At 59.6% G+C, this 13,391-nt stretch carries 9 protein-coding genes; 3 read left to right on the top strand and 6 right to left on the bottom strand.

Translation table 11 applies throughout. From position 1 onward, the window contains the following. Positions 1-45: 45 nt before the first annotated feature. Both HMPREF3053_RS03050 and HMPREF3053_RS03045 read right to left on the bottom strand, forming a co-directional pair. Positions 46-735 (bottom strand): hypothetical protein, encoded by a 690-nt coding sequence (locus HMPREF3053_RS03050; RefSeq protein ID WP_240593373.1) that lies wholly within the window; start codon positions 733-735, stop codon positions 46-48. Between the two features lie 94 nt (positions 736-829). Beyond that, on the bottom strand, positions 830-1,714 hold the full coding sequence (locus HMPREF3053_RS03045; RefSeq protein WP_049193954.1) for a DUF559 domain-containing protein: 885 nt from the start codon (positions 1,712-1,714) through the stop codon (positions 830-832). 398 nt (positions 1,715-2,112) lie between these two features. Here HMPREF3053_RS03045 and uvrB point away from each other — a divergent pair, with 398 nt between their 5' ends. Both uvrB and HMPREF3053_RS03035 read left to right on the top strand, forming a co-directional pair. Then, positions 2,113-4,245: an excinuclease ABC subunit UvrB gene (gene uvrB, locus HMPREF3053_RS03040; RefSeq protein WP_070605592.1), complete on the top strand. Its 2,133-nt coding sequence runs from the start codon at positions 2,113-2,115 to the stop codon at positions 4,243-4,245. A gap of 132 nt (positions 4,246-4,377) precedes the next feature. Continuing rightward, positions 4,378-4,818: a universal stress protein gene (locus tag HMPREF3053_RS03035; protein ID WP_005511992.1), complete on the top strand. Its 441-nt coding sequence runs from the start codon at positions 4,378-4,380 to the stop codon at positions 4,816-4,818. Between the two features lie 84 nt (positions 4,819-4,902). On the opposite strand, the gene HMPREF3053_RS03030 is transcribed toward HMPREF3053_RS03035, so the two are convergent. From HMPREF3053_RS03030 to HMPREF3053_RS03015, 4 genes are all read right to left on the bottom strand, one after another. Continuing rightward, on the bottom strand, positions 4,903-5,997 hold the full coding sequence (locus tag HMPREF3053_RS03030; RefSeq protein WP_069359779.1) for a DNA glycosylase AlkZ-like family protein: 1,095 nt from the start codon (positions 5,995-5,997) through the stop codon (positions 4,903-4,905). A 34-nt stretch (positions 5,998-6,031) separates the two neighbouring features. After that, positions 6,032-8,521 (bottom strand): HelD family protein, encoded by a 2,490-nt coding sequence (locus tag HMPREF3053_RS03025; RefSeq protein ID WP_070767263.1) that lies wholly within the window; start codon positions 8,519-8,521, stop codon positions 6,032-6,034. 133 nt (positions 8,522-8,654) lie between these two features. Continuing rightward, on the bottom strand, positions 8,655-9,524 hold the full coding sequence (locus HMPREF3053_RS03020) for a DoxX family protein (protein WP_016422909.1): 870 nt from the start codon (positions 9,522-9,524) through the stop codon (positions 8,655-8,657). Positions 9,525-9,690: 166 nt separating this feature from the next. Further along, the gene (locus tag HMPREF3053_RS03015; protein WP_070437629.1) at positions 9,691-10,398 is read right to left on the bottom strand and encodes an MBL fold metallo-hydrolase; all 708 of its coding nucleotides are present in this window, start codon (positions 10,396-10,398) and stop codon (positions 9,691-9,693) included. Positions 10,399-10,537: 139 nt separating this feature from the next. Between HMPREF3053_RS03015 and uvrA the strand changes: the two genes are divergently transcribed. Continuing rightward, complete coding sequence (gene uvrA / locus HMPREF3053_RS03010; RefSeq protein WP_070767262.1) at positions 10,538-13,390, top strand: excinuclease ABC subunit UvrA; 2,853 nt, start codon at positions 10,538-10,540, stop codon at positions 13,388-13,390. Position 13,391 lies beyond the last annotated feature (1 nt).

The raw sequence follows: 13,391 nt of genomic DNA, 5'->3' as shown, positions 1-13,391 counted from the left end.
CTGGCGGCCAGCAGTTGCACCGACTGCCGACCGCCACCTGGTGCGCTAGTACATGTAAATCTTCGCGTTGTTGCCGCCGGTGCACACGACAACGTCGTCTTGTGTGCTGCAGCTGAGGTCGTAGGTCTTCCCGGTCGCGGGACTCTTGGCCTTGATGTTTGGCTGCAGGTGGTCGCGGATATTGTCCTCCGAGGCGTTAAGCCCCTCGGTCTGCTGGTTGAAAACGGCCTTCGCAAAGTCGCAGCTGGTATTCGGGCCCGCCGCGATGAGGTTGAGGCCGTACCCATCGCCGTAGATGCAGGTGGTTGCCTGTTCGCCGGCCGCCATGAAGGTAGATCCCGGCGAGGGGTTGTTGTAGATTTCAGCGGTCATGTCCTGACGAAGCCGGCTCCCGTCGCCGTTGTCGCCTCTTTCGCTTGACGACGTCGACGCGCCACCAGTCTCCGCCGTCGATGTATCGCCTCCCTGGTCCGGTGCAGAACCGGTTGGGTTTGGCGTGTTGCCCGAACTCTTGTCAGACACGCCATCCTCGGTCTGAGTAACGGTAGTGGTTTCAACCGGAGCAGCAGATTCGGGCGCTGCTTCAGTTTCCTGTGTTGAGCAGGCGGTGAAAGCCAATGCGGTGGTAGCGAGGATGCCGGCCACAAGGGCTCGGTGTGAGGTTGCTTTTCGAGTGGTGGAACCTGGGCGAGTCGTAGCGGGCGTGTGGACTGGTGTGCGGCGCGAAGTGTTCATAGGCGCCAGGCTAGTTGCTGTTCGGTCAGTTTTCATTACAAAATAAATAACAATTTGGCAAGTGGATGGCTGTTTATCTCGCGATATCGGCTGTTTATCGCTGCTTATTGGCGTAGCCAACCGTTGGATTCCATTCCCAAACTTTCTGACAGGCAGGCCATCCTGGTTTATAGTCCACGCGGGGACGGCGCTTTTGCACCCATCGAATTGCCTGCTCGATTTCGTCGAGGACACTGTCGAGATTCCAATTGATGCATGAGTCTGTGAACCGCAGGACTATCCAGCCGTGCAGCGTGCCGGAGTTGGCCTTCCAGCGATCTGCGATGAACGAGTCCTCGTTAGCGTGGTACGTCTCTGAGTCGACTTCGATAGCTATTTTCCACTGGTCAAGCAGGATGTCGAAGCAGTAGGGGCCGATGTACTGGTTCATTCGGATGCGGTACCCGCGCTTGATTAGTGGACGGGCCAGCTTGCGCTCGAGTTCGCTGCATGAGCCGATTGGCGTGGTGGCGATGGTTTCACGCAGCCAGGCGGGAACTTTCCGCATCCGGCTGAGGTCGTGGTTGAGTCGCTTCTCGCCGTCCCGGCCGGCGTAGTGTGTTTCCAGGATTCTGCGTGCATAGTCTTTTGAAGCTCGTGCTGCCCAGAGTGCTTCGACAACTGGGAGGCCATTGATGCTGGTGTAGGACGGTAGGCGGCTGTGCCTAATGGAGAAGGTCTCGGCCTGAACTGATCCCGCGCCTTCTGCCTGGATAGGAAGTGTCAGGGGAAGTCTCAAGTGGATTTGAGCTGCGCTTTTACCGGTTAGCGCAATGCTTTTGTAATGCCCCGTGATTGCTCGGGCGACTGAGGCGGGAGAGTGGTCGTCAATGTAGAGGCCACGTACCAATTTAATTAGCCTGCCTTGTTGTAGGAGGGCTCTGGTCTTTTTCTCTCCGATGCCGAGTGCACGCAACTCGGCCGTGGTGAAACTTCCCATGGTCGGGACTCTAAGCTTTTTCGGCCCAGGGGATTTTCTGTGAGAGAGGCTCCACGTCCAATCTGTGGACAACTTTCAGGGTGTGGATAACCCAGGCCTCCCGCAGCCTTGCAGCCTTGCAGCCTCGCAGCCGCAGCCGCGGACCATCGATAAGACGGCTTGCGCTTCACCAGGAGTCAGTCCATGCGCACTAAGGGCCAGCTGGTGAAGCGGAACCCGCCTTTGCTGGCCTGGCAGCGACTTTATGCCAGCCTTGTCCAAATCTGTGCCGATTTTAATGTTGGTCCGGAACTCGACAGCCGCTCCTAAGCCCCTGGGCCCCAGCCCTGGACAGCCCAAAGCCCCAGGAAGTAACGTAACCAGCCGCTTTCAAGACAGCCTTCGCTACGCTGGGAACTATGGCATTTGCAGCAGAGCAACCCGTCCTCGCACACTCGGAGTTCCGTCCCGTCGGTGAAGTCGAGCGCGCTGAGGGAACCTTCGAGGTCATCAGCGAATTCGAACCGTCGGGCGACCAGCCGCAGGCAATCGCGGAACTGTCGGAGCGCCTAGATAGAGGCGAGCGCGAGGTAGTCCTGATGGGTGCCACGGGCACCGGTAAGTCAGCCACCGCAGCGTGGTTGATCGAAAAGGTGCAGCGGCCAACCCTCGTCATGGCACCGAACAAGACGCTTGCGGCCCAGCTGGCCAATGAGCTCCGCAGCCTGCTGCCAAACAACGCGGTCGAGTACTTCGTTTCGTACTACGACTACTACCAACCCGAGGCCTACATCGCGCAGACCGATACATATATTGAAAAGGATTCCTCCATCAACGAGGACGTGGAGCGCCTGCGCCACTCGGCTACTTCAGCGCTGCTGTCGCGTCGCGACGTAGTCGTCGTCAGCTCTGTTTCTTGCATCTATGGCCTGGGTACCCCGCAGTCATACCTCGACCGTTCGGTGTGGCTGAAGGAGGGCGAGGAAGTCGACCGCGACCAGTTCCTGCGCCTTTTGGTGGACATTCAGTACGCCCGCAATGACATTGCCTTTACCCGCGGCACCTTCCGAGTAAAAGGTGACGTGGTCGATATCATCCCGGCCTACGAAGAAAAGGCCGTGCGGGTGGAGTTCTTCGGCGACGAGATTGATTCGCTGTACTACCTCAATCCAGTCACAGGCGACGTCATCGACCAAGTCCCTGAGCTGCGCATCTTCCCAGCTACGCACTACGTCGCAGGCCCGGAGCGGATGGAACGGGCCGTCGCGGACATCAAGGCCGAACTCGCCGAACGCCTGGCGGATCTGGAAAACCGGGGCAAGTTGCTGGAAGCACAGCGTCTGCGCATGCGCACGGAGTACGACCTCGAAATGATTGAACAGGTCGGCTTCTGCTCCGGCATTGAGAACTACTCGCGCCACATCGATGGTCGCGCGCCGGGCTCGGCCCCCGCGACGCTCATTGACTATTTCCCGGAGGACTTCCTCACCATCATCGATGAGTCGCACGTCACCGTGCCGCAGATTGGCGGCATGTTCGAGGGCGATGCCTCCCGTAAGCGCAACCTCGTCGACTTCGGTTTCCGCCTCCCATCGGCGTTGGATAACCGCCCGCTGACGTTCGACGAATTCGATGCCCGCGTGGGCCAGGTCGTGTTCATGTCCGCAACGCCGGGTGACTATGAGCTCGAAAAGACCGGTGGCGAGTATGTGGAGCAGGTTATTCGTCCGACTGGGCTGGTGGACCCCAAGATCGTCGTTAAGCCTACTGAGGGGCAGATCGATGATTTGATCGGCGAGATCCGAAAGCGCACCGAGCGTGACGAGCGCGTTCTCGTCACAACCCTGACGAAGAAGATGGCGGAGGATCTGACCGACTACCTGCTCGAAAATGGCGTGCAGGTGCGGTACATGCATTCGGATGTGGATACGCTCAAACGCGTTGAGCTGCTGCGGCAGTTGCGTCTCGGCGAGTACGACGTGCTGGTCGGTATTAACCTGCTGCGCGAGGGGCTGGACTTGCCCGAGGTTTCGCTGGTGGCAATCCTCGACGCCGACAAGGAGGGGTTCCTGCGTTCGGAGCGCTCGTTGATTCAGACGATTGGTCGTGCCGCGCGAAACGTCTCCGGCGAGGTGCACATGTACGCCGACAAGATCACCGATTCCATGCGGTTCGCCATCGACGAGACGGAGCGCCGCCGCGAAAAGCAGATTGCTTACAACACTGAGCATGGCATCGATCCGCAGCCGCTGCGCAAGAAGATCGCGGACATTCTGGATCAGGTCTACGACAACGCTGACACCGATTACGAAGGCAAGACCGGTGCGGCCGCTGATGCGCTGCTCTCGCGTGCCGACGGCTCGGGCGCGGCCGATGGTGCTAGCGGTAAGCAGATGCCGAGGGCGGAGCTCGAGGCGCTTATCGCGGACCTGTCGGAGCAGATGGCCGCGGCTGCGCGAGAGTTGAAGTTCGAGCTCGCGGGGCGCTTGCGCGATGAGATTTTCGACCTCAAGAAGGAACTTAAGGGGATGATTGAGGCCGGTGTCGAGTAGTTTTTTGCTACTGTTGTGGGAAGTAAAACAGTGTATTCGCGAAAGTGGCTCTGGCCAGTGGGTTCGGGGCAACGACGGCGTTACGCACGATGAACTGTTTTAATGCAACTTCCACAGTGAGGGATAGTTTTCATGAGTGATTACAAGACCATTGTTGTCGGCACGGATGGTTCTAAGTCGTCGCTGCTCGCAGTAGAGCGCGCTGCCTCGATTGCCGCGGCTTTCGATGCCACCCTGGTTATCGGCTGCGCTTACTACGAGACTGCAGAGGATGCGTCCAAGACCCTGCGCCAGGATTCGGTTCAGGTCCTCGGTGATGACCCGGCTCAGAAGAACCTGGCTGCTGCTAAGGAGGCCGCAGAGGCCGTCGGCGCTACCAAGGTTGAGACCGAGGTTCGTTCCGGCTCCCCGGTTGAGGCTCTGATGTCTCTGGTCACTGACCGTCGCGCTGACCTGCTGGTGGTTGGCAACCGCGGTATTAACTCGCTGACTGGTCGTCTGCTGGGCTCCGTGCCGGCTGATGTTGCTCGTCAGTCGGACTGTGACGTCATGATTGTTCACACTGTGAGCTAACAAAACGGTGAGCTAGTAAGACCGTCAGCTAACAATTTAGCTTTCGCTTTAAACCGGCATCTCTTAGTTGAGGTGCCGGTTTTTCTATTGCCGGCCGGTGATAATCCCTTCTTCAACTACAAAAGGCCAGCTAATTCCGTTTCTGGTTAAGACCTGGTTGCGAAGGGATTCAGGAAGAATTTCGGTGCGGCTGCCGTAGCCCATGAGGTACTCGTCAAAAGCGGGCAGTCGAAGCGTCAGTGAAAGCGCGGCTTCAAGCTCGGCTTCAGTTACGTTCTGCTGCCATGTCGGCATGAAGTACTCATTTTGCGCGAGATTTTCGCCGATGAATTCTGTGCCAGTTGGCGCGTCCGGAGAGGCAGAGGAATCGAGGGAGAAAGGAACTATTAAGTGGTCGATAAGCTTAAGGGCCTTTTTCGCTTGAGTTTTCGTCATCCCCAGCCACCACGCGAAGTCAGCTACACAGATAGGTCCGCGGGAATTAACATAGCGCCAGGCAATGTCGGCCAGCGTGGAATCAGCTGAGTGTTCTGTGCTGGAGCCCTCTGTGGTATTTGCTGAGAGGCCGCCTTTGAAAGTTACGTCGGCAAGCAGGACGAAGGTATCTTCGGATCCTTTTCGTGGCCCTTGGACGACAGCGCCTTCGCCGCCGAATGTGCGCAGTAGGTGAGGACCTCTTTGTTCCGTGGGGTCTATTCCATGATCTGCGAAAACCTCATAGGCTTCAGTCCGAGTCAGCGGGTCGGACAGGCCACGTGAGCGCAATTCGGAATGAAATGCTGCCCTTGCGGTCTGCACATCATCTTGAGAAAGCCCGAGTGTCGTACGACGTCTTGCTGCTGCCTTTTCGATGCGCGGATTCGTCAACCTCATAATTGCTCGCGCGTCTTGCGCTGAAACAAAGTGCAGGGTGCCTCGTTGCGACCAACAGCGAACGATGTCGTAAGAAGAAATGGCTGCTAAAACATCGTCGGTGGTGCTGCCACTGCGCAAGGCGATGGCATCAACACCGTTCGAATAATTCTGTCCTTGCAGAGCAACCATGCCATGCGTTGCTGATAATGCAGGCGACTTGAGGTTTGTATTCCAATCGCTGCGTGCTTGACTTGCAGCTAACCCCTGGGCAATGAGACGGCGTGCGCGAAGTTCAGCTAGCTGAGGTAGATAGTTTTGGGACATTATGTCTCACTCATTCTGTACGGCACTATCCTCGTCATTCTAACCACTGCAGCTCCGGCAAAACGCCTGACTGCTGAGGCGCCACAACAATTAGCCCCTGGGTCGCACGAGTCAGTGCAACGTACAGGTCCTGTAGCCCCTGTGGGGATTGCGCCACAATCTGGTCGGGCGCAACGACGATGACCTCGTCGAATTCCAGGCCTTTTGAGGTCGTGATGTCGTAGACCGCGCAGTTGGTGAGTTTGCTGGGGCGAGTAGCAGGTGTGGCATCGGAGCTAGTCGCGTCGGCAGTATTAGCGGCACCAGCTCCACCACCGAGAAAATCCCGCACCTCCGCGCGTGTGGCTTCGAGCAACTCGGCGGGCGCGATCACAGCGACCAGGCGGTCCGGCTGCGCAACCTGCTCCACATGCGCCAGAGCCTCCGTCACGGTGCGAGCCTGGACAGGCTTGCGGCCGGTCGCGCGGATCGACTGCGGTGCCTCCAGCTCCGGATCAATCTCGGCCAGGACGCTGGCGGCGACCTCCATCACCTCAGCTGGGGTGCGGTAGTTGACGGTCAGCTCGTGGAGATGCCACCTCGAGCCGATGATGGGTTCCAGCACATCATCCCAGGTCGCGGCACCTGCGGGGGAGCCCGTCTGGGCCACGTCGCCGACGAGGGTCATCCAGCCGTTGGGGCTGCGGCGGCGCAGCATTCGCCAGGCCATCGCGGAGAGTTCCTGAGCCTCGTCGACGATGACATGGCCGTAGGCCCACAGGCGATCCGCCGCCGCCCGCTCGGCGGTGGATCGCAGGTCGCGCTCACGGTGGCGTTCGGCCAGTGCCTCGGCATCGATGACGTCATACGCTGACAAGATCTCGGCCTCGAAGCCGTCGTCAAGATCCTGGGACGCAGAACTGGACAGGGTATCCAACGCGCCCTGCGCTTCCTCGACGCGGGCCTGCCAATCCTCTTCATCGGCCTCCGCGTCACCAACTGGGCCGAGGAGTTCCGCCAGCTCGTCGAGAAGCGGGGCGTCGGAAGGCATCCAGTCGGTGCCTTCCGGCCGGTAGAGAGCCTCGCGCGTCAGCTCGTCGTAATCGGTGGCGGCGTAGTCGATGGCCTCGCGAGAGCTCAGCAGCTCCGACAGCACCCGCTCGGGCGTAAGCGCAGGCCACAGCTCATCGAGGATGTCGGCAACTGCTCCGGATTCGTCGATTTCGTCGCGTAGATCGGCAATGTCGGTCACGGACAGGAGGTTTTCGCCGCCCAGCGGATCGGCACCGATGACCTCGGCCATCTGTGCGGCCAGCAGTTCCACCACGTGATCGCGGAAAATCGGGCGAGCCAGATTGTGGGGTTTACGAGTCCTCCGCGCACGCGTCCGCGCGGCTTTCACCATCTCCGGCGTGATGGTCAGAGTGATGTTGTCGTTCCGGACCTCAAGAGGTTCCGCGGGCAGCTCCTGGTAGGCCCGCACGGCCTCACGCAGGATCGTGAGCATCTCAATCGAGCCCTTAACTTCCTGCGCAACCAAGGGTTCGGGGTTGTGTCCGTCGATAAGCGCGTCGGAACCGCGCACGCCGGGGTAGAGATCGGCGATGGTGGTCAGCACCACGCCCGTTTCGCCGAGGCTCGGCAGCACGCGGGAGATGTAGTCGAGGAAGGTTGTGTTCGGGCCGATGATGAGGACACCGGTTTTCGCCAGCTGATCGCGGTAGGTGTAGAGAAGCCATGCGACGCGATGCAGCGCCACCGCCGTCTTGCCCGTGCCGGGGCCGCCCTGGACGACCAGAGTGCCGCGGGTGGAGTCGCGGATGATGAGGTCCTGCTCGCGCTGAATGGTCTCCACAATGCCGCGCATATGGCCGGTGCGCGCTTGATTCATGACCTCCCGCAGCACCGATTCGCCACCGACGCCCGCTTCAACTTCGGTCTCGTGTGCGCTGTCGGCTTCCTCGCCGGAGAGCCATTCGTCGTCAATGCTGCGGACCTTCCGGCCGTGCGTGCGCAGGTGTCGGCGCAGGCTGACTCCCTCGGGATGCGCGGTCGTGGCCAGGTAAAACGGGCGCGCGCCGTCGGCACGCCAATCCATGATGACCGTGCGGTAGTCGTCGTTTTCATCGGACAGGCCGATTCGCCCGATGTATCGCTTATCGACGGTCGCCCCCGGCCCTTCCTCTGCCAAAGGATTGTCGGGATCTGTGTCATCGATATCGATTCGACCAAAGACCAGGCCGATCTCGGCTGAGCGGTAGCGGTCCAGATTAGCCTGTAGTCGGTGGTATTCCACCTCGCGTTCAACGCGGGCTTGCGGGTCTGGGTCGTCGATGAGCATGACCTGGCGCAGGTACTCTTGGTCGCGCTCGCGTGCCCGGTCGAGGAAGCTGAACGCACGGTCGACGTAGGCCTGTTCGGCAGCAAGGATGCTTTCTTCTTCTCGCTGTGGTGCTGAACTTGCCTGGTCCGGCAGACCTGCCTGGCCAGTGTGGCCAATGCGGCCTGTCTGGTCCTGCCCGGGCTCGGATGCGCGCGACGCCAACCTGGTCTCCTCAACGAATCGCAAAATTAGTGCTAACTGATGTGCTGAATGAATATAAAAATATGAAAACGCTCCCGCACGCGTAGTGGCGTGGGGAGCGTTTAAGTATACCGCTTTAACTGCGGCAGCAAACTTACTGCAGGCGCTTCTGCGCCTTCTTTGCCGACTTCTTGGCCTCCTTGGAAGCCTTGGCTGCGCGCTTGCGCAGTTCCTTGCGCTGCTTGCGAGTGTCCTTCTTGAGATCCTTGCCCAGGTCCTCGGCATAGTCGCGCGCGTCCTCAGCGAGCTCGGTGGCCTTGGCAATCCAGTCGTCCTTGTTGTCCTCGACGTAGCTCTTAGCGGTGTCGAAGGCGTCGGTGAGCTGCTCGCGCCAGCCGTCCTTGTTGTCCTCGACGTATTCACGAGCGCCATCGGTGGCCTCAGAAGCGCGGTCGCGGAGCAGGCCGGCCTTTTCGCGGACGTTCTCGCCGGCGGAAGCGAAGGCTGCGCTGATTTCCTCAGTGCGCTGCTCGGTTTCAGACTTGGTCGGCAGGGCAGCCTGAACCTTCTTGTTCAGCTGCTTGCCTGCCTTCTCAGCGCGCCAAGCGACACCCGGCTTGCCGTCGGTGTCAGCAGTAGCCAGGAAGAGGCCGCCCAGCAAACCGATGTCGGTCAGGAAACCAGTGCGGCGAGCCGCCTTCTCCTTCGAATCCTGGGTTTCCCAGAATGCGTGGCGAGCGAGCATCGTCGGAACTTGTGCAGCGACCAGAGCGGTGGCGGACAGGCGTGGGGCCTTACCCAGAGCGTAGAGGGAACCCGCAGCAACCTTGGTGCCAGCGACGACCTGGACAACCAGCTTCTCGCTATTTGGCACGTACTTGTTGTACTGGTTCGGGGTTACGGAGCGGACGCGGGCAATCAGGTCGCGTGCGCCCTCTTCATGATCCTTCTGGTTCATCAGCGTGTCGACACCGTCGGCAACGAAAACCGAGGCCAGCATTGGTCGGGCAAACTTGCGAATCATCTAAATTCCATCTCCTTTGTCGTCCAGGTGAAACCGTGTTTTTGGCCATCTGGTCGCTGTAATTCACTATTAATCCTACGCAGCCCGGCCTATTTATGTCGCGGGAATGACAAGTTTTTCAGAAGCTGCGGCACCATCCAGCACTACCGACCACGCTCATCCAGCGCTACCAACCACGCTGGCGCCAGTTCTCGACCTCGGGGCTCTCGACACCAACTGTGGTGTCTTTGCCGTGGCCGGGGTGAATCACCGAGTCGGCGGGGTAGACGCGGAAGACACGGCTCTCGACATCGTCGATAAGCTGCGTGAAATCCTCGGGCGAGTACGTTTTGCCGACACCGCCTGGGAAGATGCTGTCACCGACGAAGAGGTGGTGTGACGGGGTGTCGTCGGAAAGCGCGCCGGCTTCCTTGGCGGACAGGTCGAGGCAGAGGCCGCCCTTGGTGTGTCCGCGAAGGATGAACGTGGGCAGCGTGATGTCCTCGCCGAACGTGATGGTCTCGCCGCCGTCGAGCTGCTGGTCGGCGGGCTCGGGAATGTCGGCAGCGTCGAGGCTGGACGTGATGTGGCGGGCCGGGAATGACTGCAGGAGCTCGCCGAGCGCCTGAACGTGATCGCCGTGGGAGTGCGTGGTGACAATCGTGCGGACCTGCGCGCCGACGTGCTCAACCAGGCGGATTAGATGGTCGGCGTCGGTGGCGGCGTCGATAAGTAGGGAATTGTCGGGCTCGCGGGAGTCGACCAAAAGGTAGACGTTGTTGTCCATCGATCCGACGGAGGTCTTATAAATAGTGACATTGCCGTAGTCAATGCGCTCAACGCCGCGCGTTCTCGGCGAGTTGGAGTAAGGGCTGATTGTAATGTCGTCGTTCATGCGCCCCAGGGTAATGAGGTGTCTGTCGGCGCGCTAGGAGCGCAACGTAACCACGAGTCTCTGAACACATGTGCGAAAAATTGGTTATGGGCTGTAGACTAGTCGGCAGTGAATCGTCGACGAATTGAGGTTTCCCACTGTGGCTGAACGTCTAGTGGTCAGAGGCGCCCGCGAGCATAACCTGCAGGGTGTTGACATCGATTTGCCCAGAGACAAGATGGTGGTTTTCACAGGTCTGTCGGGGTCGGGTAAATCGTCACTGGCATTTGACACAATTTTCGCCGAGGGCCAGCGCCGTTACGTGGAGTCGCTGAGCTCCTATGCGCGCATGTTCCTGGGGCAGATGGAAAAGCCCGATGTAGAGATGATTGAGGGGCTCTCGCCGGCGGTGTCGATCGACCAGAAGTCGACGAACCGCAACCCGCGCTCGACCGTCGGAACCATCACTGAAGTGTATGACTACCTGCGTCTTCTCTACGCGCGCACCGGTACTCCGCACTGTCCGACCTGTGGGGAAGTAATCTCCTCACAGACTCCACAGCAGATCGTCGATCAGGTCATGGAAATGCCGGAGGGCACCAAATTCCAGGTCCTCGCACCCGTCGTGCGCACGCGCAAGGGTGAATTCGTCGACCTGTTTGAACGCCTCGCATCCGAGGGGTACGCGCGTGTCATCGTCGATGGTGAAATGCACCGTCTGACGGATCCGCCGAAGCTGAAGAAGCAGGTCAAGCATGACATTGACGTGGTCATTGACCGTCTCCAGGTGAAGGAGTCGCAGCAGCGCAGGCTCACCGATTCCGTCGAAACGGCGCTTCTGCTTGCCGACGGCGTCGTGGTCATCGACGCCGTCGGGCTAGAGGCGGACGACCCGCGTCGAACCCAGCGGTTCTCGGAGAAGATGGCCTGCCCGAATGGGCACCGTATTGCTATCGATGAGTTGGAGCCACGGTCGTTTTCCTTTAACTCGCCGTATGGTGCGTGCCCGGAGTGTGACGGTATCGGTACCAAGCTGGAGGTGGACACGGACCTGGTGATTCCAGATCCGTCGCTGCCGACGATTGAGGCGATTGCGCCGTGGCGGCAGACGCTGAACAAGAAGTACTTTGAAAAGCTGGTTGAAGGTCTTGCCACAGAGATGAGCTTCGACCCGACCACGCCTTTTGAGGAACTTACAGCGCCGCAGCGCAAGGCCCTGCTGCATGGTTCCAGCCATAAGGTCACGGTGCGTTACCGCAATCGGTATGGCCGCACTCGCCAGTACACCGCACCTTTCGAAGGCGTGATGCCGTACCTGCACCGCAAGCTGTCACAGGCGGAGAGCGACTCTCAGAAGGAGCGTTTCCAGGGGTACATGCGTGAGGTGCCGTGCCCGGCATGTAGCGGTACTCGTTTGCGTCCGGAGATTCTTTCGGTGACGTTGGATTCGGCGGAGTTCGGGCAGAAGAATATTGCCGAGCTGACAGAGCTATCGGTTCACGATGGCTCGGCATTCCTGAATTCGCTGACTCTGGGCAAGCGCGAGGAAATGATTGCCGGGCGTGTTCTGCGTGAGGTGCAGGCTCGTCTGAAGTTCCTGCTTGACGTTGGCCTGGATTATCTGTCCCTGTCTCGTTCGGCAGGCACGCTGTCCGGTGGTGAAGCGCAGCGAATTCGTCTGGCCACACAGATTGGTTCGGGGCTCGCTGGCGTGCTCTACGTCTTGGATGAGCCCTCGATTGGTCTTCACCAGCGTGATAACAACCGTCTAATCAAGACTCTGAAAAACCTGCGCGACCTGGGCAATACCCTGATTGTGGTCGAGCATGATGAGGACACGATTCGCGAGGCCGATTGGCTGGTCGACATTGGGCCAAAGGCCGGTGAATACGGTGGACAAATTGTCTACCAAGGTGAACCGTCGGGCATCGTTGACTGCGAGGAATCACTGACAGGTGCGTATCTCTCGGGTCGTCGGGTATTGGCGGTGCCGGAGAACCGTCGTGCGATTGATAAGTCGCGCATGGTGACGGTCAAGGGCGCTCGCGAAAACAACCTGAAGAAGATTGACGTGAAGTTCCCCCTCGGCGTGTTGACCTGCGTTACGGGTGTTTCCGGGTCCGGCAAGTCCACCTTGGTCAACGAAATCCTGGCCAAGGTGATGAGCAACGAGCTCAACGGTGCTCGTCAGGTGCCGGGTCGACACAGCCGCGTGGAGGGGTTGGATCAGCTGGACAAGCTGGTGCAAGTTGATCAGTCGCCGATTGGTCGCACCCCGCGTTCCAACCCAGCGACGTACACCGGTGTGTTCGACAAGATCCGCAATCTCTTCGCCGAGACGCAAGAGGCCAAGGTTCGTGGCTATAGGCCCGGTCGATTCAGCTTCAACGTCAAGGGCGGCCGCTGTGAGGCGTGTAAGGGCGACGGCACCATCAAGATTGAGATGAACTTCCTGCCGGACGTCTATGTGCCTTGCGAGGTTTGCCACGGCGCGCGCTACAACCGCGAAACGCTGGAGGTTCGTTACAAGGGCAAGACCATCGCTGAGGTTCTGGACATGCCCATCTCCGAGGCAGCGGAGTTCTTCGAGCCGATTCAGTCGATTGCGCGTTATCTCAATACGCTTGTCGACGTCGGCCTGGGCTATGTCCGTCTCGGGCAGGCGGCAACCACACTCTCGGGCGGTGAGGCTCAGCGTGTAAAGCTGGCCAGTGAGCTGCAGAAGCGCTCCAATGGCCGGACGGTCTACATCTTGGATGAGCCGACCACGGGGCTGCATTTTGAGGACATCCGCAAGCTCATGTTGGTGTTGCAGGGTCTGGTGGACAAGGGCAACACCGTCATTGTCATTGAGCACAATTTGGATGTCATCAAGTCTGCGGATTGGATCATCGACATGGGGCCGGAAGGCGGCTCCGGCGGTGGCACCGTGGTTGTAGAGGGCACGCCGGAGGATGTCGCGAACTGTTCCGGCTCCCACACCGGGCAGTACCTGAAGCCGCTGCTTAAGTAGC

This window comes from Corynebacterium sp. HMSC064E07, assembly GCF_001815745.1.
GTDB lineage: Bacteria > Actinomycetota > Actinomycetes > Mycobacteriales > Mycobacteriaceae > Corynebacterium > Corynebacterium jeikeium_D.
This window is presented reverse-complemented; position numbering and strand designations above follow the sequence as displayed.